The following is a 23,133-nucleotide window of genomic DNA, read 5'->3' on the forward strand; positions in this document are numbered from 1 at the left end:
CATACACATGCACTTCCTAATAATTGAATGTCTGTTTATATTACCCATAAGGACTCATTTCTAATAAATGAAATATTGTGAATAAGTGAGATTTTAAGAGAAAAATGAAGATCATAGAGGGAGGTTTTTCATGAATAAAAACCAACGAACCTATTGAAGGCATTTGCAGGATGAATATGAAAATTGTTATATGTACTACCAAAAGGTTTGGGGGAACAACGAACTACCCATATGAACAGGGTTTTTGCTTGCGACTGGTCCCGAGCCGGGCTTTTCCGCTAAGTGTCGCCACGTATAACTTTCATTAATGCCATAGGTGATTTAATTCATGAAAGGTAGTTCTTGAGTTTAATATTTCATGGTAAACTTTGTAATGATACAAGGAGGGGTTTGGTGGAACAAGAAATCAAATATATCAACATTAAGGATTTGGTACTATGGACTGAAAATCCACGCGATCCAATTGATAAGGATGCCTCAGATCAAGATATTGTCAACAGAGCATTTAAAGATAGTTTAAAAAAATGGACATTGGAAAAGCTAATAGAAGAAATGGGCGAGCATTACGACTTTAGTGAATTACCTACTGTTGTCTATCATGGTGATAAACCTGTTGTTTATGATGGGAACAGAAGGATAATCCTTGGTAAGATCAAACATGGACTTGTTTCGGCTCCTTTTGAAATTAAAGGCGAATTACCATATTTTCCGGAAGAAATACCCTGTAACGTTTGTTCGCAAGAAATAGCATTAAAAAATATTTACAGGAAACATAGTGATACGGGCTCTTGGCTGCCGCTTGAACGAGACATTTTTTTGCATAAGTTTATGGGACAGGAAAAAAGTACCTTCCTTATTTTGGAAGAGGAAACAGGTATTATCAGCGCAAACCCTCATTTAAACCAACGCTTTGTAAAAGAAGAAATTTTTAAAGAAAGCATATTGAATTCATTAGGCTATACAATTAAAGATGGCCGATTATATAGTTTGCATAACGAAAAAGAAGACTATGCAATATTTTCCGATATTTCACGAAAGATTAAGGATAAGGATATAACTACTAGAAAAATGAGAGGGAAAGTAATTGAAGCTCTAGACCCTTCAACGCAGCAACTGATTGACAAAAACAAAGCAAATAAACCCCGTCCTTGTAACTTTTCATTTAAAAAAACTAATAAAGAAAAGGAAATAAAACAAACGAAACGTACTCCCAAAAAAGAGTTAGAAATTTTTGGGGGAAAGTTATATTTGAGGTTTGGGGAAGTCAGTGATATATATCGAGATATAACGGATTTATACCAGTTTTACATTAAGAATAAGAAAGCATTGTCTCAGTCATTTCCAAGTATTATTAGAATGTCGTTACGGTTATTATGTGAGGCAGCAGCAAAGGAGTGTGGATTAGGACTTGACGGTTTTCTGAAGACATATTTTGATGATGCAAAAAAAAGACTTGATCAAGATACAAAAACCACCTTGGCAAATCAAAATGTTACTAATGATAGCTTAATCCAATTACTACATACTGGAGCACATAACTATCGTTCTTCATCTAATTTGGAGCAGACTATTGCAATGTCGATTATTATTGGGGCAATATTAGAAATAACACATGGGAAGGAACGGTAAAATGTCAAAATACTATTCGCCTCTAAGATACCCGGGTGGGAAAAATTGCATATTCCCGTTTATGTCTCGTTTATTTTATGAAAATCAATTAATTGGGATAAGATATGCGGAACCATATGCAGGTGGTGCGGGTTTGGCTCTTAGGTTATTGTTTGAAGGTTATGTGGATGCGATTTATATCAATGATCTTGATCCAGCCATTTATGCTTTTTGGAAAATAATTACGGAAAGACCTGATGATTTTTGCGAGTGGCTCCAAGACGTTGATGTGTCTATAGCTAATTGGGAAAAATACAAGGAAATTCATAAAAGAGCGCAAACTGTTAGCTTGTTTGAATTGGCAAAGGCCACTTTTTTTCTGAACAGGACAAATATTTCAGGGATATTAAGAGGTGGTATTATTGGAGGTATTGAGCAGAAAGGAAAATATAAGATTGACGCTAGATTTGATAAAAGCAACCTTATAAACAGGATACAGAGGATAAAAGATGTGAGTAACCGTATTTTCGTTTCGAATCATGACGGGATAAAGTTTATAGAAAAGCTTGATAGAAGAAAAGAAGAAGTGTTCATTTATTTAGACCCCCCGTATTATCAAAAAGGCGCAGATTTATATATGAATTTTTATTCAAAAAAAGACCATATCAAGCTCTCTGAAAAAGTCAAGCAGTTACGCAATAGATGGATTATTTCATATGATAATAATGAGTTTATTTTGAATTTATATGCCGAAAAACAAAAAATTATACATAGGCTTTCGCAATCCGCATCTAATAGGACTGATTACGAACTATTTATATTTTCTGATAAATTAAGTTTTAAGGACTCAGTTAAAGCATTGAAACATCCTGTTTTTTTATAGGGCATGTGTGGTATTGCAACTGGAACTGCTGCGGGTGTATAACATCATAACAGAACATGTGCTTTCATAGTTTTTTTGTCCCTTGCAAACAGGGAAAATTTGTATTATAATATATTACGAACACATGTTCGCCGGGTGGTGTTTTTGTTGGAATTCCGGGATCCGATTCATGGGTTTATACCGGTCAGACCTTGGGAAAAGAAGATAATCGACTCCCAGCCATTTCAAAGGCTGCGGTATATAAAACAGCTTTCGTTAACTTATTTAGTATACCATGGGGCGGAACATACCCGTTTTGGGCACTCAATTGGTACTATGCATCTAGTTTCCAGAGCATTTCAAGCTGTTGTTAATAATAGAGGAGACCTGTTTAGTAAAGAACAAAGGGAATGGTATGAGCAGATATTACGTCTAATGGCTCTTACCCATGATTTAGGACATGCGCCTTTCTCTCATGGTTCGGAAGAGGTTTTCCCTGAAGATATGACCCATGAAAGTTTCACAGAAAAAATAATAAAAGAAACGGAAATCGCCGATTATATTTATGAAATTGGCCAAGAATTTGCACAGAAATATGGAGAAGAATATAATATTACTCCAGAATTGATTTGCTCGATATATCGAGGGAGAAACACTTCAAACCCGGATTTTATATTTTTACGAAAGTTCCTCGACAGTGAGCTGGATTGTGACAAGATGGATTATCTTCTCAGGGATTCTTATTACTGTGGCGTGAATTATGGAAGATACGATTTGGAAAGGCTGGTTTCAACTTTAACTGCTTACAAGAAAGATGAAAACCTGTTTCTCGCTATCGAAAAGGGAGGGCTTTATGCTTTTGAAGAGTTTGTTTTGGCCCGTTATTTTATGTTTATCCAAGTTTATTTCCACAAAACACGAAGGTTTTTGGATAAAATATTAGTCGGATTTTTAAAGAATAACCTACCTGATGGTAAGTATCCTGAGGATGTTGGTGATTATTTAGCCTGGGATGATAATACTGTATGGAACTTGATAAAAGACTCTCAGAATACTGATGAATATGCCAACCGGTTAATGACCAGAAAAATAATGAGATGTGTTTACGAGTCGCCAACTCATTCTGAACATACTGACCAAGGGATTTTTAATTTAATCAAAAATAGATTAGAGAAGAGATTCGGAAAGGAAAATCTTATCTATGATTCTGCTGATAAATTGGCGCATAAGATTCCACTCAAGCATACGATCGATAGTGAACAGGCTATTCCGATCATTCTAGGCCATACGAAAACACCCGGAACAATTAGTACAGAATCGGGAGTGATTAAGAATATGACGAAGCCGATCAATATTTGGCGGATCTATGCTAAAGAGGAAATAGCTGAGGAAGCCAAGAAACTTGTTAATGATATATTTAGTGAAATGTCATCATAAAGGAGGATAACCATGGATAAGGTTGAGAGGTTAATCCCGATCATCAAGAAAATCACCCGGAACCAAAAGCCCGGCAAGAAAATACTGCAAAAAGTGGTATATTTAATTCAAAGAAAAGGAGTTAAACTGGGTTTTGCTTTTTCCATCCATTATTACGGTCCTTACAGTTCGGAATTGGACTATGCCATTCACCGTCTTGAGATGCAAGGAGTTCTGGAAATAAAGCATGAAGGAATGACTCATCAGATTTCTTTGGTGGAAAACAGTGGTTTAATTGGGGAAGAGGAAATAGAGTCTTTTGAAGAAAAAGAATTCCGCCTGATTGAAGATGTAATCACGAAATTTGCCGCTAAATCCGCTTACGATCTCGAGATAATTACGACCACCGATTATGTGGCGCAGCAGCTTAAAGTTAACGGTGTACCGTGGGACCAAGACAGTCTGGTTGAGGGCGTAAGAAAGATTAAAGGGGAGAAGTTTACTAAAGAAAAAATTGAAGAGGCGATTGCCATTTTGCAAAGGGAAGGCTATTTTGTTTAAATTTACCCCCGGTTAACTGGGGCATAGCTAAACAGCAGCCGCTCTTTCCCTGCCAAAAGCAGGGAATTTTTTGTTAATGTAGAAAAGACCTCCTATTGGTAAACGCATGTTTTTTTAAAAAAATAAGGAGGTTAGTGGATGAAATCAAAATTAGGACGGCGCCTGAGTGAGCGCCTACGCCCAACCGCGGAACCCAAAACGGCCGGAGCGCTTAACTGATGAGCGGAGAAGGAGGGAGATGGGAGTGAAAGTTATTATCGTCGGCGCGGGCATTGCCGGGCTGACTGCCGGGATTTACGCCTTGCAAAGCGGGTTTGATGTTACGATTTACGAAAGTCATACCATCCCGGGGGGTGCCAGCACCAGTTGGCGCAGGAAGGGCTATTTATTCGAGGGCGGGATGCACTGGCTGACCGGTTCTTCGCCCGAGACTCCCCTTCACAAGCTCTGGCGGGAAGTGGGCGCTTTGGATGACAGTGTCAGGATTCATAACCGTGATCCTTTTTATGTTTTTGAGGACAACGGCCGGCGGGCATGTCTGTACCGGGATCTTGATAAGCTTCGTCAGCATTTTTTGGCGATCGCGCCGGAAGACTGGAAGGAAATTATCAAATTGTGCAAGGATATAAAGAAGTTCACCAAGATGAAGATGCCCCTTTTGGATATCAAGAATGTCAAGGTTAAGGAAAAGACTATTCTTCCTTTATCGGCGCTTTTGGGGATGTTGCCTGTCCTGCCCCGCCTTCCCTTTTATACCAGGCAAACAGCAGGGGAATTTGCCCGGCGGTTTAAAAGTCCGCTTTTACAGGGATTACTGGAAAATATCGTAGGGGCCGAGAACAACGCCAGCGCCTTGATTTTTACCATTGCCACTTTTGTCTCCGGTGACGGCGGTTATCCCGAAGGCGGCTCCCTCGGTATGGCCAACCGGATGGCCAAACGCTTTGCCGCGTTGGGTGGTAAGATTCAATACGGAAAAACGGTAAGCAAAGTACCGGTGGAAAATGGGGTGGCGACCGGCGTCATCGTGGACGGGGAACACATTCCGGCCGATGCGGTGATCATTACCCAGGATACGCGGGCGGCGATCGATGAGTTATTTGATCCTCCGCTGCGTGAACCGTGGGCGGAAAAGCTGCGGGCAAACACCAAACCCATGCTGATCACCTTCATTGGGGTGGGGGTGGAGACGGATTTGTCCGGCCTGCCGGAGAATATAACCTTCGTCGCCGATGAGCCGCTCCGCTGCGGGGATTTGGTCTCCCCGGTTGTTTCCATCTACAATTACGCCGGCTATCAAGGCTATGCTCCGGAAGGATGCACCGCCATCACCTCGGGGATCCTGGGCGACAGCTATGATTTCTGGAAGGCCTGCAAGGAAAAGGGGACTTATGAAGCGGAAAAGCAAAAGCTGGCCGAGGCCTTCATCCGGATCCTGAACAAAAAGATTCCACAGACGGCCGGGAAGATCGCCGTGTGGGATGTGGCCACGCCGCTGACCTATGAACGGTATTTGCATTCCTATAAAGGCTCGTGGATGTCAATCCTGGAAAAGGGGAACAAGATGGAGAGCTATCCTTCCAAACCCGCGAGCATCAAAAATGTCTATTTTGCCGGTCAGCGTCTGGTCATTCCCGGCGGGCTGCCCATTGCGGCGGAAACGGGACGGAGGGCCGTGCAATACTTATGCCGGGATACTGATACGGTCTTTCAAGGCAAGATCTGAATTGGCCGGCCATGTATTTGGTTCATGTCCGACCCGGAAATCATTATCCGGATCATGGAGGCGGTGACCATTCCGGTCATGGCCAAAGTGCGGATTGGCCACTTTGTGGAAGCGCAAATCCTGGAGGCCTTGGGGGTTGACTTTATTGACGAAAGTGAAGTCCTGACCCCGGCGGACGACCGGTATCATATTGACAAAAGCAAGTTCAAGGTGCCCTTTGTCTGCGGGGCGCGGAACCTGGGCGAGGCCTTGCGCCGGATTAACGAAGGGGCGGCGATGATCCGGACCAAGGGCGAGGCCGGGACCGGCGACATTGTGGAAGCGGTGAAGCATGTCCGGATCGTAAACGCCGAAATCGCAGCCTTAAAATCGGCTTCGGAGGAAGAAATTCAGAAGTTGGCCGCCGAAATGCGGGTCCCGGTGGAACTGGTTCTGGAAACGAAGAACCTGGGCCGGTTACCGGTGGTCAATTTTGCGGCCGGCGGGGTGGCCACCCCGGCCGACGCGGCCTTGATGATGCAGTTGGGGTGCGACGGCGTCTTTGTCGGTTCCGGGATCTTCAAATCGGAAAATCCGGCGGCCCGCGCCAAAGCAATTGTCGATGCCACGGCCGGTTTTAACGACCCCGAGCTGCTTGCGAAGCTGTCCCGCGGTTTAGGCGGAGCCATGCGCGGGGTGGCGGTGGCCGGGCTGGCGAGCGGGGACCGGATGGCCGGGCGCGGCTGGTAAACTGGTAAAAAGGGAGAAAAAGGATGGATTCGGATGAAAATAGGTGTCTTGGCCTTACAGGGCGCCGTGCGGGAACATGTCTGGGCGTTACAGGCCTGCGGCGCGGAGACCGTAACGGTTAAAGGAAGGGAAGACCTGGCCGGGCTGGACGGTTTAGTGATCCCCGGTGGTGAAAGCACGACCGTCGGCAAACTGCTGAAACGCTTCCAGTTATGGGACGCCGTCCGTGAACGGGCGCAAGCGGGGATGGGGATCTTCGGGACCTGCACCGGGATGATTCTGCTGGCGAAGGGACGGGCCGGCGACAACGAACCGCGGCTCGGCTTGATCGAATGCGAAGTGGTCAGAAACGCTTTTGGCCGGCAGGTTGACAGTTTCGAAACCGAGCTGGCGGTCCCGGTTTTGGGCGAACAACCCTTTCCGGCCGTGTTTATCCGGGCGCCTTATTTGATCAATCCCGGCCGGCAGGTGGAAGTGCTGGCGACTTTGGACGGGAAGATTGTCCTGGCCCGGCAGGGGAAAATCCTGGCCGGCGCTTTTCACCCGGAATTAACCGGGGACCTCAGACTCCACCGGTATTTTCATGACCTCCTGCGCTGCGGAGAGGACTGATCCAAGCAAAACACCGGAAATCAGGGGCAAAAACTGAGCAACTACCGGAAGAAACCAACGGCGTTGTTCCGCCCGGAGGCGGAGCAACGCCCTTTTTTATACCCTTAATCTGACACGATATTTTTCCAGCCACATATTTAACTGCACCAGATAGATAAAGAGTTGCGGGAGGCGCATCAGCTGGCCGAACCAGGGTTTACTCATCTCTTCCGGGTGCGCGGCGAGTTGCCGTAGGGCAGAGGGGTCCACCAGGTGGAACAGGGGAGCGCCGGGCTTGCCCAGCAGGTCCAGGATTAGTTGCCGGCTGGCCTCAAAAAAGTCCGGGTGAAAGGTCTTTGGATAGGGGTTTTTCGGGCGGTTGCGGACGTCTTCGGGGAGCAGTCCTTGGAGGGCGGCCCGGAGAATCCCTTTGCGTTTTCCGTGGTAGTTCTTTAAGGCCCAGGGGATGTTGTAGACATATTCGACCAGGCGGTGGTCGCAGAAGGGCACCCGGATCTCCAGCCCGGTGTACATGCTCATCCGGTCTTTCCGGTCCAGCAGGGTCCCTGAACGGTTTTGACCATTGGCTGTGTGCCGCCGGCCGGATCAATTACGATCAACCGGCGGTGGACCAAATAGGCGTGTTTGGTAAACCATTCCCCTTCAGCATCGGGACCCCGGTGGGCCTGCACCGCGGCCATCCGCGCCATAATCTGTTTCCTTTCCCTGTTTTCCTTGGTGAAATCCAGATCCCAGTCGACCCAACCGGCAATCCCACACATGAAACTCCCCTTCTTTCTCAGTTTTTTTATGTTCTGTTTATCCCGCTTGAAATGTTTGTTTAACCCGTTTGGCTTTCTTCAAGGCGGTGTTTACGGGCGGATGCGGGGGAAGGTGGTACTTTCCCGGCTTTTCTTCCTCCCCGTTCAGCTTATTTATATGAAGATGCACGCGAAATGTGACGCTAAAACTATAAAAATTGACATCACCACGCAGCAACTGCCCACAAAGGCATAATAATCATGTGTACGTGTATACTTACACGATAATACTTTACATGATGTAAGATATGAGTTAAGATGGTGGTAAATTCTTTACAACGGATGAGAATTTAGTTTGTGGGGTGGGATTAATGGAGACGCGGCGCGATGATGATCAGCAATGCTACGAAGGGCAGATCCGGATCCCGTCCGGGTGTGCGGTGGCCGGATTCATCAACAAAGCCGGGGAACGGGTGAACGGCCGGACGATTGCGGAGATGATGGCGGTGATGCACGAACGGAGCAACGGCCTGGGCGCCGGTTATGCCGCCTACGGGATTTACCCGGAATACCGGAAAGCCTATGCATTTCATGTGATCCTGGCGGACGACCGGACCCGGGAAGAGGTGACGACGCTCCTGGCCCGGTCCTTTAAGATCAATGAACAGCATGAAATTCCGGTCAGACGGACCGGACGTTATAAAAAGGCCCCGCTCCTCTGGCGTTATTTTTGTACCCCCGTGCGGCCGGACCGCGAAAACGCCATTGAGGAACTAATATTGACGACGACGATGCGGATAAACCGGCTGGCCCCCCGGGCTTCCGTCATGTCCTGCGGCCAGGACCTGGGGGTCTTTAAAGGGGTCGGGTATCCGGAAGAGATCGCCGAGTTTTACCGGATCGACCAGTACCGGGGGTACAGTTGGATTGGGCACGGCCGTTTCCCGACCAACACCCCCGGCTGGTGGGGCGGGGCCCATCCGTTCAGTCTGGGGGAGATCGCGGTGGTCCATAACGGGGAGTTGTCTTCCTATGGGACCAATAAGAGCGTGCTGGAGAATTTCGGTTACGAGCTGAGCCTGCGGACCGATACGGAAGTGCTGGCTTACGCCATTCACCATTTGCGCCGGCAAAACCTGTCCTGGCCTCTGGTGGCGAAGGTGTTGGCCCCACCCCACTGGACCGAACTGGAACGGATGGGCGAGTCCCAACGGGAGCTTTACACCGCTTTACGCCGGGTTTATGGAGGGCTTTTGATGAACGGGCCTTTCTCAATCATTGTCGCTTTCCCCGGCGGGTTGCTGGCGCTTAACGACCGGTTGAAGCTGCGCTCCCTGGTGGCGGGGACCAGCGGGGCTGACCTCTATTTGGCCAGCGAAGAGGCGGCCGTCCGTCAGGTTTGTCCGCAGGTGGAGGCGGTCTGGTCTTTGCCCGCCGGGGAAGCCTTGATTTGCCAGGCGGAGGAGGAGAGTGCATGCCACGTAGCTTAATTCCTCCCGAGTTTTTTGTCCTCCGGGATGAAGGGCGTTGTACCAAGTGTAAAGCCTGTGTCCGCCAGTGCGGGTTTGGCGTCCATGCGGAGGAGCCGGAGGGCGGCTTAAGCGCCAATGACCAGCGCTGTGTCAATTGTCAACGGTGCGTCGTGATGTGCCCGGCCGGCGCTTTACGGATCAAGGCCAACGACAGTATCGGCCGGGAGAACGCCTACTGGCCGGGGAGCCGGTTACGGGAAATCTGGCGTCAGGCGGAGAGCGGCGGGTCGATCCTGACCGGGATGGGTTGTGACCGGAGTTACCCGGTCTACTTTGACCATCTTCTTCTCAATGCCAGTCAGGTTACCAACCCTTCGATTGACCCCTTGCGGGAACCGATGGAGATCCGGACCTTTTTGGGGCGCAAACCCGAGGAGTTGAGCCTTACCGGGCCGCCGGGCGAGGAAAAGCTGGCCGGCCCGCTCCCGCCCGCGGTGCGGCTGGAGATGCCGGTGATGTTTGCCGCCATGTCCTTCGGGTCGATCAGTAAAAATGCGGTGCTGGCCCTGGCGCAAGCGGCAAAGCAGCTGGGGATCATGTTCAATACCGGGGAGGGGGGGATGCATGCCGCACTTGCCCCCTACCGGGAGCACATGATCGTGCAGGTCGCCTCCGGGCGGTTCGGGGTGGACAGCGCTTACCTGGAGGCCGGGCGGATCATTGAGATTAAGATCGGGCAGGGGGCGAAGCCGGGGATCGGCGGGCACCTGCCCGGGGAAAAGGTGAATGAGGAGATTGCCCGGACCCGGGGGATCCCCGCCGGGGCGGATGCCATTTCACCCGCGCCCCACCATGACATTTATTCCATCGAGGATCTGCGCCAGTTGATTACCACCCTGAAAGAGGCGACGGATTACCGGAAACCCGTGGCCGTGAAGATCGCGGCGGTCCATAATGTGGCGGCGATCGCCAGCGGGATCGCCCGGGCGGGGGCGGACATCGTTGTCCTTGACGGCCTGCGGGGCGGCACCGGTGCGGCACCCAAGTTGATCCGGGACCACATCGGGCTCCCGGTTGAACTGGCCGTCGCCGTGGTCGACCGGCGCCTGCGGGAAGAAGGCCTCCGGGAACAGGTTTCTTTGGTGGCGAGCGGGGGGATCCGGTCCAGTGCCGACCTGTTAAAGATTGTCTGCCTGGGTGCCGACGCCGTTTATCTTGGGACCGCCGCCCTGCTTGCCCTGGGCTGCCACCTGTGCCAAAAGTGTTACACCGGGCGGTGCAGTTGGGGGATTGCCACCCAGGACCCCGCTCTCACCCGGCGGCTGGATCCGGAATGGGGGGCGGCGCGGCTGGTCAATCTGCTGACCGCCTGGCAGCATGAGATTAAGGAGTTTATGGGGGCAATGGGGATTAACGCCTTGGAGAGTTTGCGGGGGAACCGCCTGCAACTGCGGGGCGTCGGTCTGCCCCAAAACGAACTGGATCAACTGGGCGTTAAACAGGCCGGCGCCGGCAATACCATGTCCGGCGGGACGATCGTCGTCCGGGGGTCGGCGGGGGACATTGTCGGGTACGCGATGCGCGGCGGGAAAATCCTCATTCGCGGGAATGCCGGCTGGCGGGTGGGGATCCACATGAAAAGCGGCGCGCACAGTCCGGCGGTTTTAATCATCGGGGGTAAGACCGGGGATTTTCTTGGCGAGTACATGGCCGGGGGCACGATCGTGGTTTTGGGGTTGAACCACCCGCTGCCCCGGGAACGGGAAGCGGCCAACCCGCTGACCGGTAATTATCTGGCCAGTGGGATGCACGGGGGTGTGATCTATATCCGGGGCCGGGTTCCCGCCTGGCAGATCCGCGGGCAAGTGCAGGTGGAACTAACGACGCCGGAAGAATCCCCCGCGCTCCGGAGTTGGATCGACCAATTTGCCGCCGGGTTGAACCTGGATTGTACCGCTTTGTACCGGGAGGCGTTCAGCCGCCTGACGCCACGGGGGGCCAGACCCTATGCCCACCTGTATGATCACTCGGCATAGAAGCGAGGAAAATCTAACACGAATACGATATATATTTCGTAAAATCTTACATTACCAATTGACAAAGCAGTGGTATAGTGTTAAGATCCCTTCATTAAAATGACACATAAAAGAGACGGGGGAGTAAAATGGCTGGTTTGACCAAAAAACAGATTTTAAAGATGGCGGAAGAGCAAAAGGTGAAGTTTGTCCGCTTGCAATTCACCGATATTCTAGGGATCGTCAAAAACGTGGCGATCACCGTCGACCAATTGGAAGATGCGTTGGACGGGAAAATCATGTTTGACGGCTCGTCGATTGAAGGTTTTGTCCGGATTCAAGAATCCGACATGTATTTAAAACCGGATTATGACACTTATACCTTGTTTCCCTGGTCACCGCAGGGGGAGGCGGTCGCCCGGTTGATCTGTGATGTTTATGATGCGGAAGGGCGGCCCTTCGCCGGTTGTCCCCGGGGGATCCTCCGGAGAGCATTGGCCGAAGCGGAAGCCCTGGGGTATGAGCTTAAAGTCGGGCCGGAGCCGGAGTTTTTCCTCTTTGAAACCGACGAGGAGGGCTACCCGCTGGTCAAGGTGCACGATCATGCCGGGTATTTCGACCTGGCCCCGGCCGACCGGGGGGAAGAAGCCCGGCGGGAGATTGTGCTGGCTTTGGAGGCCATGGGCTTCAAGATTGAAACCTCCCATCATGAGGTCGCTCCCAGTCAGCACGAGATTGATTTTAAGTACACAAATGCCCTGACGACGGCCGATAACATTGTCACCTTCCGGTTTGTGACCAAAATCATTGCGCAGCGCTTCGGATTGTGCGCCACCTTTATGCCGAAACCTGTTTACGGCCAGAACGGTTCCGGGATGCACCTTCACCAGTCCTTGTTCCGGGGGGAGACCAATCTGTTCTACGATCCGGAGAATGAGTTGGGCTTGAGCGAGCTCGCCCTCCATTATATCGGGGGAATCCTGGCCCATGCCAAGGCCTTGGCGGCCGTAACCAACCCTTGTGTCAACTCCTATAAACGGCTGGTGCCCGGGTATGAAGCTCCGGTTTATCTTTCCTGGTCGGCCAAGAACCGGAGTGCGCTGATCCGGATCCCGGCCGCCCGGGGACTCGGGACCAGGATCGAGCTGCGCAACCCCGACCCCACGGCCAACCCCTATCTGGCCTTGGCGGTGATCCTCAAAGCCGGCCTGGACGGCATCAAGAACAAGATTGACCCGGGTCCGCAGCGGTTTAATAACATCTTTGAAATGACGGCCGCCGAGCGGCAGGCCGCGGGGATTGAAAGTCTGCCGGGCAGCCTGAGGGAAGCCCTGGATTATCTGGAGCGGGATCCGCTGCTCCGGGAGACCCTCGGCGAGCATGTTTACACCAACTATCTCCGGGCCAAAGAACTGGAATGGGACGAATACCGGACGCAAGTGCACGATTGGGAAATAAAACGGTATTTACAGGTCTATTAACCGGGCCGGCCGGGTAAATCTATTAATGACCAGGAAAGCCTTAAAGGCGATTCAGGTTGTTTGACCGCTAGAGCTGGTATCAACGACGAGAGTATTTGCCAAATAGGAGGAACCCGATGGACTACGCGGCGGTTTACGAAAAAATAGTGGCTTGGCTCCGGGCGGCGGTGGCTGCGGCCAACGCCAAAGGTTTAGTGGTGGGGATAAGCGGCGGGGTTGATTCGGCGGTTACGGCCGTGCTTTGCAAGGCGGCTTGTCCCGAATCGACCCTGGGCTTAATCCTCCCGATTAAGAGTGACCCCAAGGATGTGATGGATGCGCGAATGGTGGCCCGGGAATACAAGATTCCCGTCCGCGTGATTGAGCTTTCCGGTGTCTTCGAACAATTACTGGAGGAAGTGAGCGGTTGGGGAGGGCAGGAAAGTTCCCCCTTGGCCGTGGCCAACCTGAAAGCACGTTTGCGGATGACCGCCTTGTATTATATGGCCAACGAGTATAACTATTTGGTCGTCGGGACCGGCAACGCCACCGAGTTGGCTTTGGGCTATTTTACCAAATACGGGGACGGCGGGGTTGACCTTTTACCGCTGGGCAATCTTGCGAAAGCGGATGTCTACGGACTTGCGCGCCATCTGAAAATACCGGACGCCATTGTTGCCAAAGCGCCCAGCGCCGGCTTGCTGCCCGGGCAAACCGACGAAGGGGAGCTGGGGTATAGTTATCAAGCGTTGGAAGCCGTTTTGTACGGCAACGGCGGGGATCCGGCGGTCCGGGCCTTTGTGGAGAAGCGCCGGGAGGAGAACCGGCACAAACTGACCCCGCCCCCGCGGGCACCGCTCCCTTGAACCTGGTAACCCACGTTTTGGAACCGCGGGTCATCTTATGGTTGACAAAATGGTTGTTTTTGGGTATATTTTTATAAAATTTAGCCTTGGGAAAAAGCGAGGATGAGGAGGAGTACTCACCGCGGCACACCTGAAAGAGAGTCCGGGCGGGTGGAAACCGGATAGGTGGGCGGTGAGGAAGAACACCCCTGAGCAGCCACCCGAAACGGCGCCTTTTTGGCAGGCGGGCGGAGTAGACGTGGACGGAACCTTCACCGTTAAAAGAAGGGGCAGTTCGCAATGGAGGTGCGGACTGTGGAAACGAGTGAACCGGATACGGTTAAGATGGGTGGCACCGCGAGCAAAGTCTCGTCCCGCAAGGGACGGGACTTTTTTTATACCAATGGGGAGAAAGGAGGACTGTGCATGGAGAGAACTTTGGCGAAAGAAGCCCGGCAAAAGGCCGGCTGCAGGATCCGGCTGTGCGGTTGGGTGCACCGCCTCCGCGATCTGGGGAACCTGACCTTTTTGCTCCTCCGGGACCGGAGCGGGTTGATCCAGGTGGTGCTGGAGGGGAAGGACCATCCGGAACTGCGCCTGGAAACGGTGGTGACGGTCGAGGGGAAGGTGGTGGCTAACGACAAAGCCCCAGGTAAAGTAGAGATCCAAGAGGCGAAGGTGGAAGTAATCTCGGAAGTGGAGTACGACCATTTACCCCTGGCCGTGAACGCCAAGGAAATTAAGGAAGGACTGGACACCATCCTCAACCACCGGGTGTTGAGCCTGAGGAGTCCCTTGGTGCACGGGATCTTCCTTGTCCAGCAGGAGATCATCCGGGCCTTCCGCGACTTTTTCCGGGCCCGGGGGTTTACCGAAATCCAGACGCCGAAGATCGTGGCCGAGGGGGCGGAAGGCGGGGCGGAGATGTTCCCGGTCAAGTACTTTAAAAAGCGGGCTTATCTTGCCCAAAGCCCGCAGTTTTACAAACAGATGATGGTTGCGGCCGGGTATGAACGGGTCTTTGAGGTCGGCCACGCCTACCGGGCGGAGTTGCACAACACGACCCGCCACCTGAACGAGTATATCAGCCTGGACGTGGAAATGGGCTTTATCCGGGATGAGAATGATCTAATGGCGATCGAGAATGAATTTTTGCGTTATCTCTTCTCTGTCCTGCCGGAGACCTGCGGTGAGGAACTGGCCCAACACGGCGTGGAACTCGCCGACCCCGGGGAGATCCCCAGACTCTCCGTCCGTGAAGCGCAGGCGCTCCTCCAGAAGGAATACGGCAAAAGATTGCCCGCCGGGCAGATCGATGCCGAAGCGGAGAAACTGCTTGGCCGGTATATCAAGGAGAAAACCGGCAGCGACTTTCTCTTTCTGACCGCCTTTCCCGTGGCGAAACGGCCGGTTTATGCCATGCCGATGGAGGATGAGCCGGCCCTCACCAAGAGTTTTGATCTGTTATACAAAGGGTTGGAGATTACCACCGGCGGGCAGCGGATCCACCGTTACCGCATGCTCTACGACAAGATGCAGGCTTTTGGGCTGAATCCGGAAGATTTCGGATTCTACTTGGATACTTTCAAATACGGCGTCCCGCCCCATGGCGGCTTTGCCATCGGCTGCGAACGCTTGACCATGCAGCTTTTGAACTTGGCGAATATTCGGGAAGCCAGCCTTTTCCCGCGGGATGTGGAGCGGGTTATCCCGTAAGGGGATCGCCAACGCAACTTTATTAAGCAAAGGAAGGAAGAAAGGAGCGGAGTTGAGATGCGGGTTAGCGAAGACGAAGTCCGCCGGGTGGCGGAACTGGCCCGGCTGGCGTTTTCCGAAGCCGAACTCCGGCAGTTGGCCGGGGAATTCAACCGGATTTTAGAGGCCTTTGCCAAGCTGAACGAGGTGGATACCACCGGTGTTCCGCCGACTGCCCATGTCCAGAAAGTGAAGAACCGTTTCCGGGCCGATGAGGTTAAACCTTCTCTGCCCAGGACGGAAGTGTTGCGTAACGCCGGCGCAGCGAAGGATGGCAGCTTCGTGGCGCCGCTGATTATGGAATAGGAGGCGCGGGGATGGAACTTTGCGATTTGACGCTGCATGAAATTAAAGACCTCTTCACGCGGAAAGAGGTTTTGCCCTCGATGGTCCTGTCCTCGGTGGTCAAGAGAATCGAGGAAGCAGAGGAGAACCTCGGCGCTTACCTGGCGTTGGATTTGGAAGCGGCCTTTGCGGCCGCCCGGGCGGCCGACGACCGGATCAAAACGGGCAACGCTTTGGGGGTCCTGGACGGGATTCCCGTGGCGATCAAGGACAATCTCTGTCAGGCGGGAAAGGAGACGACTTGTGCCTCCCGGATCTTGCAGGGATATGTGCCGCCCTATACGGCGACGGCGGTGCAGAAACTTATGGACCAGGGCGCGCTGATCCTCGGCCGGACCAATATGGACGAGTTTGCCATGGGTTCTTCCACCGAGAACTCGGCGGTCAAACCGACGAAAAACCCCTGGGACCCCCGGCTGGTGCCGGGTGGTTCGAGCGGCGGTTCGGCCGCGGCGGTGGCGGCCGGTGAAGCCATTGCCGCCCTCGGCTCCGACACCGGGGGCTCGATCCGCCAACCGGCGGCCTTTTGCGGGGTGACCGGCCTGAAACCGACCTACGGGTTGGTTTCCCGTTACGGGCTGGTCGCTTTCGCCTCTTCCTTTGACCAGATTGGCCCGCTCACCAAGGATGCGGAGGATTGTGCCTTAATGCTCTCGGCCATGGCCGGCTTTGACCCGTTGGATTCCACTTCCGTCCGGGGTACGCCGGTGGATTACACACAAGAATTGGATCGGGAACTTACCGGGCGGACGATCGGCCTGCCCCGGGAGTATTTCGGGGAGGGCGTGGACACGGAGGTCGGACGGATTGTCATGGCAGCGGTCGCCCAACTGGAAGATCTGGGCGCCCGGGTTGTGGAAATTTCCTTAAAAATGACCGAGTACGCCCTTCCGGTCTACTATCTGATCTCTTCGGCGGAGGCCAGTTCCAATCTGGGCAGGTACGACGGGATTCGCTACGGGCGGGCGGCGGCGGGCCGGGAGGATCTGGCCGCCTACTATACCCGGACCAGGGCCGAGGGGTTTGGGCCGGAGGTCAAACGCCGGATTATGCTCGGCACCTATGCGCTGAGCGCCGGGTATTACGAGGCCTATTACCAAAAAGCCCAACAGGTCAGGACCTTGATCTGCCGGGAATTCGCGGAGGCGTTCCGGGTGGTGGACGCGATCGTGACCCCCACTTCGCCGACGCTCCCGTTCCGGCTGGGGGAAAGGCTCACCGATCCCCTGGCGATGTACATGTCCGATGTTTGTACCGTCCCGGTGAACATTGCCGGCCTGCCCGCCCTTTCCATTCCTTGCGGCTTCGCCCGGGGGTTGCCGGTGGGGTTGCAGATTATCGGCCGGCCGTTTGCCGAGACGACCATTTTGAACATTGCCCACCAGTACCAAAAGGTGACCGGTCATCACCGGGCACGGCCGTGCGGAACCGGACACGACCGTGCGGAGCAGGAAGGGGGGAGCCCGGATGAAGTTTGAGGCGGTGATCGGCCTGGAGGTGCATGCGGAGCTCGCCACCGCCACGAAGATTTTTTGCGGATGCGCCACGAAGTACGGGGCGGAGCCCAACACTCAGACCTGCCCCGTCTGTCTGGGGCTGCCCGGGGCGCTGCCGGTCCTCAATGAAAAAGTGGTCGAGTACTGCCTCCGGGCGGGGTTGGCCTTAAATTGCCGGATTGCGGACTATAGCAAGCTGGACCGGAAAAACTATTTCTACCCCGACTTGCCAAAGGCTTACCAGATTTCCCAGTATGATCTGCCCCTCTGCCGGGACGGGTTTTTACGGTTGGCCAGCGGGAAAACGATCCGGATCACCCGGATCCATATTGAGGAAGACGCCGGCAAACTTATCCATAGTCCGGAGGGGGAAGGTTATTCCCTGGTGGACTACAACCGGGCGGGAGTCCCCCTGATCGAAATTGTGACGGCTCCGGATCTGGCCACCCCGGAGGAAGCCGTGGAGTTTCTGGAGAAGTTACGCCGGATCCTGATGTACCTTGGGATCTCCGACTGCAAAATGGAAGAGGGTTCTTTGCGGTGCGACGCCAATATTTCGCTCAAACCGGCCGGGGCAAAACACCTGGGGACCAAGACCGAACTGAAGAACATCAACTCTTTTAAAGCGCTGGGCCGGGCGCTGGCCTATGAAATTGAACGCCAGAGCGAACTTCTGGCGGAGGGCAAAACAGTCAAACAGGAGACCAGAAAGTGGGAGGAAGCGAAGCAGCGGACGCTGCCCCTGCGGAGCAAGGAGGAGACCCAGGATTACCGGTATTTCCCCGACCCGGACCTGGTCCCGATCGAACTGGACCCGGCTTACGTGGCGGCGATCGCGGCTTCCCTGCCCGAGCTCCCCGAGGCGAAGAAACGCCGGTTTATCGAGGAGTATAAGCTGCCGGAGTATGACGCCGATCTGATCACCGGCTCCAAGCACCTGGCGGATTTCTTCGAGGCCGTCCTCAAGTTTTACTTCAGCCCGAAAGCGGCCAGCAACTGGATCATGGGCGAAGTGCTCCGGCTGCTGGGGGAGGAAGGGTTGACCCCGGAAGCGCTGGCCGTCAACCCGGCCCACCTGGCCGATCTGCTGCGCCGGATCGATGCCGGAGAAATCAGTGTCTCCCAAGGGAAAACCGTTTTTGAAAAGGTCTTCCGGACCGGCGCTTCTCCGGAAGAGATCATTAGGGCAGAGGGTATCCGGCAAATCTCGGATGAAGCCCGGCTGCGGGCGGTCGTCGCCCAAGTGCTGCAAACTTATCCCCAATCCGTCCATGACTACCTGAACGGAAAGACAAAGGCCGCCCAGTTTTTGATCGGCCAAATTATGCGGGAGACCAAAGGCCAGGCCAATCCCCAGGTGATTAAGGTTTTGCTTGAAGAGGAGTTGGCCAAACTTGCGCAGGGGTGACCGGCCGGCCGGGCGTAGGAAAAGAAAGACCACTGAGTTTCCTCAGGGGTCTTGGTTGGTTTTCATCTTTTTTTGCCCTTCCAGCCATTGGATCATGGCCAGGAGGTCGGCCCGGTTGGAAACCGGGTAGAGGGAGGTTAAACCTTGCCGGCTCATCTGAGGATAGCGCGGAAGAGCCGGCGTTTTTTTCTGGAGACCGGACTGGCCGGCCCCGGGTTGTTGCAAAGCCTGGCGGACCGCTTCGATGCTGGATTTTTCTTTGAGCAGTTCTTTGATCGTCAGCAGCCGGTCGATCATCTCCTCCGTGAAGCGGCGGTGTTTGCCGTTGGTCCGGAGGGATTCGATCAACCCCATTGCTTCATAGTACCGGATTTGCCTGCTGCTTAAGCCGGTTCTTTCCCGGACTTCGCCGATGGAGTAAGTTGGTTGGTTTGGATCTTGATCGGCCATGGTGCACTCCTCTCCTCTTCTGAACAACCCTTTCTTCATATGTTAACAAACTTTAAAAGTAACGTCAAGCCTGGGGAAAATAACACAATCTTTTCCACCGGGGGTGCGCCCCGCCTTAAAAAGAGGTGTTTGGGCCGGTTGATATTTAAAAACTTTACATCATGTTAGTTTTGGGTTAAAATAGGGATCGATCGTGATAAGGAGGTTTGCCGATGCTCAACTCCAAACAAAAAGAAGTGATCAAAAGGGCCCACGAGCTTAATGTGAGATTTGTGCGGCTCCAGTTTACCGATATTTTGGGCAATTTCAAGAACTTGGCGATTACCATCAACCAATTGGAACGGGCGTTTACGGAAGGGATTATCTTTGACGGCTCCTCGATTCAGGGATTTACCCGGATCCACGAGTCCGATATGTATCTGCGCCCCGATCCCGATACATTCACCATTTTCCCCTGGCGGCCCAAGGAAGGAGGCGCGGTCGCCCGGCTGATCTGCGATGTTTATACCCCGGACGGGGAGCCTTTTGTCGGCTGCCCCCGTTATATCCTCCGTCAGGTGCTAGCCGAAGCGAATGCGTTGGGGTATACGCTGTATGTCGGACCGGAGCCCGAGTTTTTCCTCTTCGAAACCGACGAACGGGGACGGCCGCGCAAGGAGACGATCGATACCGGGAGCTATTTTGACCTGTCGCCCCTGGACCGCGGGGAGGACGCCCGGCGGGACATCGTGATTACCCTGGAAGAGATGGGTCTGGAGATCGAGTCGTCCCATCATGAAGTCGCTCCCGGCCAGCATGAAATTGATCTGCATTTCACCGAGGCTTTAAGTGCGGCCGATAATTTTATGACGTTCAAGCTGGTCACTAAAGTCATCGCGAAGAAACACGGCCTCCACGCCACCTTCATGCCGAAACCGATCTTCGGGGAGAACGGTTCCGGGTTGCACCTGCATCAATCCCTCTACCAAAACGGGGTTAACGTCTTTGCCGACCCCGAAGGTGAATTCGGGATTTCGGATCTCGCTCGGCACTATATTGCCGGTCTCATGCATCATGCGCCGGCCTTGTGCGCGCTGGGCAATCCGACGGTCAATTCCTATAAGCGTCTCGTCCCGGGCTACGAAGCGCCGGTCGATATCACCTGGTCGGACCGGGGCCGGAGCACTTTAATCCGGATCCCGGGAGCCGGCGGGCCGTCCGCGCGGGTCGAATTCCGCTCACCGGACCCGGCGGCCAATCCCTATTTGATTATTGCGGCGGCGCTGAAAGCCGGCCTGGACGGGATCCAAAACCGGATGAACCCCGGGAAACCGATTCCGGAAAGCTCGTACGAGTTAAGTCCGGACGAAAGGCAAAAGCTAGGGATTAGAAGCCTCCCCGGCAGCCTCCGGGAAGCCCTGGACTGTCTGGCCGGAGATGCGCTGATCCGGGAGATGCTGGGTAAACACGCTTTTGACCATTATATGAAAGCAAAGCTGATCGAGTGGGAGGTCTACCGGACCCAGGTGCACCAGTGGGAGATCGACCAGTATCTGGGGAATATCTGACCTGGGGATGTTGTGACGATGGAATTTGTGAAAATGCACGGTCTGGGCAATGATTTCATTATTGTCCCGGAGGGGCAGGCGGATCTGCCGGCGGGGCAATACGCGGACGCGGCACGGCGCCTTTGTGCCCCCCACTGGGGAATCGGCGCGGACGGCCTGGTCCTGATCGGACCGGACCCCGAATATGACCTGCGCATGCGGATTTTCAACGCGGACGGCAGCGAGGCCGAGATGTGCGGAAACGCCATCCGTTGTGTGGCCAAATATGCCTGGGAAACGGGGCTTTGCCGGAAACGCCGCATGCGGATCGGCACTTTGGGGGGGGCCGCGGGAGGCGACCCTGTTGACCGAGGGGGACCGGCTCACCGGGGTGCGGGTGGATATGGGCCGGCCGGTGCTCGCCGCGGAGAAGATCCCGGTCCGCTCACCGGAAAGCCCGGTGGTGGGCGGTAAACTGATCGTGGCGGAACGGGAGTTTACCTTTACCGCCGTCTCGATGGGGAACCCCCATTGTGTGATCGAGGTTGAGGAGGCGGCCACTTTTCCGGTTCGGCAGTGGGGGCCGTTGATTGAGGCCCACCCGCTCTTTCCGGCCAGGACCAATGTGGAGTTTGTGACGTGGTTGATGCCGGTCGCGTGATTATGCGGGTCTGGGAACGGGGCGTCGGCGAAACGCTGGCGTGCGGCACCGGTGCCTGTGCGACGGCCGTCGCCTGTGCGCTAATGGGCCTGACGGGCCGCCGGGTGACCGTGCAGCTGGCCGGGGGCGACCTGTTGATCGAGTGGGCCAGTGATGATCATGTCTACATGACCGGGGCGGCCACCCTGGTCTTTACCGGCCGGATGGACTTAAACTGGCAAGCCGGAACGGAAGGAAGGGAAGTTTGATGGTGCAAGTCAATACCAAAATGCAAACCCTGCCCCCTTATCTTTTTGCCCGGATTGAACAGAAGATCGCCGAAGCGCGCGCCCAAGGGATCGATCTGATCAGTTTGGGCATTGGGGACCCGGATCTGCCGACGCCGCCCCATATTGTTGACGCGATGACGGCGAGCCTCCGGAACCCGGCCAACCACCAGTATCCGAGTTCGGTCGGTTTATTAAGTTTCCGGCAGGCGGTGGCCGATTTTTACCAACGGCGTTTCGGGGTGGCGCTTGACCCGAAGACCGAGGTGGTCACCCTGATCGGGTCCAAGGAAGGAATCGCCCATATCCCCTTTTGTTATTTGGACCCCGGTGACGTGAGCCTGGTGCCGGATCCCGGTTATCCGGTCTACGGGATCGGTACTATGCTGGCCGGTGGGACGGCTTATTACATGCCGTTAACGGCGGAGAACGGTTTTAAACCGGTTTTGGCCGATATCCCGACGGCCGTGGCGAAAAAAGCGAAGCTGATGTTCTTGAATTATCCCAACAACCCCACCGGCGCGGTGGCCGATCTCGCTTTCTTCAACGAGGTGGTCGCCTTTGCCCGGGAATTTGACATCTTGGTCTGTCACGACGCGGCCTACAGCGAAATTGCATATGATGATTACCGCCCGCCCAGCTTCCTGATGGCGCCGGGGGCGAAGGAAGTGGGGATTGAATTTCACTCCTTGTCCAAGACTTATAATATGACGGGGTGGCGCCTGGGCTGGGCGTGCGGGAACCGGGAGGCGGTCGAAGTCTTGGGCCGCTTTAAGTCCAATGTTGATTCCGGCGTCTTCCAGGCAATTCAGGAAGCGGGCATTGCCGCGCTCCGCGGCGACCAAACCTGTGTGGAGCAGATGCGCCGGATTTATCAGGAACGCCGGGACCTGGTCATCGCCGGCCTGGAGGCGATGGGGTGGCGACCGGTCGCGCCCAAGGCCGGAATCTACATCTGGGTGCCGACGCCGAAGGGCTTTACGGCGGAGGAGTTTGCCGAACTGGTTTTGGAAAAGGCGCAGGTGATCATTACTCCGGGGCGCGGTTACGGGGAGCGGGGCGAGGGCTTTTTCCGGATCTCCCTGACGACCCCGACCGACCGCTTGCGTACTGCTTTGGAACGGATGCAGTCGGCCCTCGGCCGGGTGGAGATCTAACTGTGGAAACGGGTGCAGAGGAG

The 23,133-nt window shown here is 54.1% G+C and carries 19 protein-coding genes, 3 pseudogenes and 1 other annotated feature; of the genes and pseudogenes, 19 read left to right on the top strand and 3 right to left on the bottom strand.

The genetic code is table 11. From position 1 onward, the window contains the following. Positions 1–393: 393 nt before the first annotated feature. From G5B42_RS00860 to pdxT, 7 genes are all read left to right on the top strand, one after another. Positions 394–1,629, top strand: a complete 1,236-nt coding sequence (locus tag G5B42_RS00860) for a hypothetical protein (RefSeq protein WP_181338556.1) — start codon at positions 394–396, stop codon at positions 1,627–1,629. Position 1,630: 1 nt separating this feature from the next. Then, on the top strand, positions 1,631–2,491 hold the full coding sequence (locus tag G5B42_RS00865; RefSeq protein ID WP_181338557.1) for a DNA adenine methylase: 861 nt from the start codon (positions 1,631–1,633) through the stop codon (positions 2,489–2,491). A gap of 138 nt (positions 2,492–2,629) precedes the next feature. Continuing rightward, on the top strand, positions 2,630–3,907 hold the full coding sequence (locus G5B42_RS00870) for an HD domain-containing protein (protein ID WP_331274008.1): 1,278 nt from the start codon (positions 2,630–2,632) through the stop codon (positions 3,905–3,907). Between the two features lie 12 nt (positions 3,908–3,919). Next, positions 3,920–4,447 (top strand): type II toxin-antitoxin system antitoxin SocA domain-containing protein, encoded by a 528-nt coding sequence (locus G5B42_RS00875; protein WP_181338559.1) that lies wholly within the window; start codon positions 3,920–3,922, stop codon positions 4,445–4,447. A 244-nt stretch (positions 4,448–4,691) separates the two neighbouring features. Further along, entirely contained in the window at positions 4,692–6,173 is a 1,482-nt protein-coding gene (locus tag G5B42_RS00880; RefSeq protein ID WP_331274001.1) for a phytoene desaturase family protein, read from the top strand. Between the two features lie 24 nt (positions 6,174–6,197). After that, a complete protein-coding gene (pdxS, locus tag G5B42_RS00885; protein WP_181338561.1) occupies positions 6,198–6,902 on the top strand; it encodes a pyridoxal 5'-phosphate synthase lyase subunit PdxS in 705 nt (234 codons plus the stop codon). Positions 6,903–6,935: 33 nt separating this feature from the next. Then, positions 6,936–7,514, top strand: coding sequence for a pyridoxal 5'-phosphate synthase glutaminase subunit PdxT (gene pdxT / locus G5B42_RS00890; RefSeq protein ID WP_181338562.1), 579 nt, complete (start codon positions 6,936–6,938; stop codon positions 7,512–7,514). A gap of 96 nt (positions 7,515–7,610) precedes the next feature. Here the strand turns inward: pdxT and G5B42_RS00895 are convergent, their stop codons facing one another. Both G5B42_RS00895 and G5B42_RS00900 read right to left on the bottom strand, forming a co-directional pair. Continuing rightward, positions 7,611–8,033: an asparagine synthase-related protein gene (locus tag G5B42_RS00895; protein WP_181338563.1), complete on the bottom strand. Its 423-nt coding sequence runs from the start codon at positions 8,031–8,033 to the stop codon at positions 7,611–7,613. Then, a complete protein-coding gene (locus G5B42_RS00900) occupies positions 8,030–8,275 on the bottom strand; it encodes a class II glutamine amidotransferase domain-containing protein (RefSeq protein WP_181338564.1) in 246 nt (81 codons plus the stop codon). Before G5B42_RS00900 ends, G5B42_RS00895 begins: the two co-directional genes overlap by 4 nt. 350 nt (positions 8,276–8,625) lie before the next feature. Here G5B42_RS00900 and G5B42_RS00905 point away from each other — a divergent pair, with 350 nt between their 5' ends. From G5B42_RS00905 to gatB, 9 genes and pseudogenes are all read left to right on the top strand, one after another. Then, the gene (locus G5B42_RS00905) at positions 8,626–9,744 is read left to right on the top strand and encodes a class II glutamine amidotransferase (protein ID WP_181338565.1); all 1,119 of its coding nucleotides are present in this window, start codon (positions 8,626–8,628) and stop codon (positions 9,742–9,744) included. Next, positions 9,729–11,234 (top strand): annotated as a pseudogene (locus G5B42_RS00910) (glutamate synthase-related protein); the annotation flags it as partial. The gene G5B42_RS00905 and the pseudogene G5B42_RS00910, both read left to right, overlap by 16 nt. Before the next feature lie 6 nt (positions 11,235–11,240). Next, positions 11,241–11,762 (top strand): annotated as a pseudogene (locus tag G5B42_RS12220) (GltB/FmdC/FwdC-like GXGXG domain-containing protein); the annotation flags it as partial. Between the two features lie 128 nt (positions 11,763–11,890). Then, positions 11,891–13,222, top strand: coding sequence for a type I glutamate--ammonia ligase (glnA, locus tag G5B42_RS00915; RefSeq protein ID WP_181338567.1), 1,332 nt, complete (start codon positions 11,891–11,893; stop codon positions 13,220–13,222). A 116-nt stretch (positions 13,223–13,338) separates the two neighbouring features. Continuing rightward, a complete protein-coding gene (gene nadE / locus G5B42_RS00920) occupies positions 13,339–14,067 on the top strand; it encodes an NAD(+) synthase (protein ID WP_181338568.1) in 729 nt (242 codons plus the stop codon). Between the two features lie 90 nt (positions 14,068–14,157). After that, positions 14,158–14,426 (top strand) — a binding site (T-box leader). 46 nt (positions 14,427–14,472) lie between these two features. Further along, positions 14,473–15,762 carry an aspartate--tRNA(Asn) ligase gene (gene aspS / locus G5B42_RS00925; RefSeq protein WP_181338569.1) on the top strand — a complete coding sequence of 430 codons (1,290 nt, stop codon included), beginning with the start codon at positions 14,473–14,475 and terminating at the stop codon, positions 15,760–15,762. Positions 15,763–15,819: 57 nt separating this feature from the next. Further along, on the top strand, positions 15,820–16,107 hold the full coding sequence (gatC, locus tag G5B42_RS00930; RefSeq protein WP_181338570.1) for an Asp-tRNA(Asn)/Glu-tRNA(Gln) amidotransferase subunit GatC: 288 nt from the start codon (positions 15,820–15,822) through the stop codon (positions 16,105–16,107). 11 nt (positions 16,108–16,118) lie between these two features. Continuing rightward, positions 16,119–17,624 (top strand): Asp-tRNA(Asn)/Glu-tRNA(Gln) amidotransferase subunit GatA, encoded by a 1,506-nt coding sequence (gene gatA, locus G5B42_RS00935; RefSeq protein ID WP_181338571.1) that lies wholly within the window; start codon positions 16,119–16,121, stop codon positions 17,622–17,624. After that, positions 17,614–19,050 carry an Asp-tRNA(Asn)/Glu-tRNA(Gln) amidotransferase subunit GatB gene (gene gatB / locus G5B42_RS00940; RefSeq protein ID WP_181338572.1) on the top strand — a complete coding sequence of 479 codons (1,437 nt, stop codon included), beginning with the start codon at positions 17,614–17,616 and terminating at the stop codon, positions 19,048–19,050. Before gatA ends, gatB begins: the two co-directional genes overlap by 11 nt. A gap of 42 nt (positions 19,051–19,092) precedes the next feature. Here gatB and G5B42_RS00945 read toward each other — a convergent pair whose 3' ends face one another. Continuing rightward, entirely contained in the window at positions 19,093–19,500 is a 408-nt protein-coding gene (locus tag G5B42_RS00945; protein ID WP_181338573.1) for a MerR family transcriptional regulator, read from the bottom strand. Positions 19,501–19,712: 212 nt separating this feature from the next. Between G5B42_RS00945 and G5B42_RS00950 the strand changes: the two genes are divergently transcribed. The 3 genes and pseudogenes from G5B42_RS00950 (at position 19,713) to G5B42_RS00960 (ending at position 23,110) form a co-directional block, all read left to right on the top strand. After that, positions 19,713–21,047 (top strand): glutamine synthetase family protein, encoded by a 1,335-nt coding sequence (locus tag G5B42_RS00950; protein WP_181338574.1) that lies wholly within the window; start codon positions 19,713–19,715, stop codon positions 21,045–21,047. 18 nt (positions 21,048–21,065) lie between these two features. After that, a pseudogene (dapF, locus tag G5B42_RS00955) lies at positions 21,066–21,935 on the top strand (diaminopimelate epimerase). Continuing rightward, on the top strand, positions 21,935–23,110 hold the full coding sequence (locus G5B42_RS00960) for an LL-diaminopimelate aminotransferase (protein WP_181338575.1): 1,176 nt from the start codon (positions 21,935–21,937) through the stop codon (positions 23,108–23,110). The pseudogene dapF and the gene G5B42_RS00960 overlap by 1 nt, the downstream one beginning before the upstream one ends. Positions 23,111–23,133 lie beyond the last annotated feature (23 nt).

This window comes from Capillibacterium thermochitinicola (assembly GCF_013664685.1).
Taxonomy (GTDB): domain Bacteria; phylum Bacillota; class UBA4882; order UBA10575; family UBA10575; genus Capillibacterium; species Capillibacterium thermochitinicola.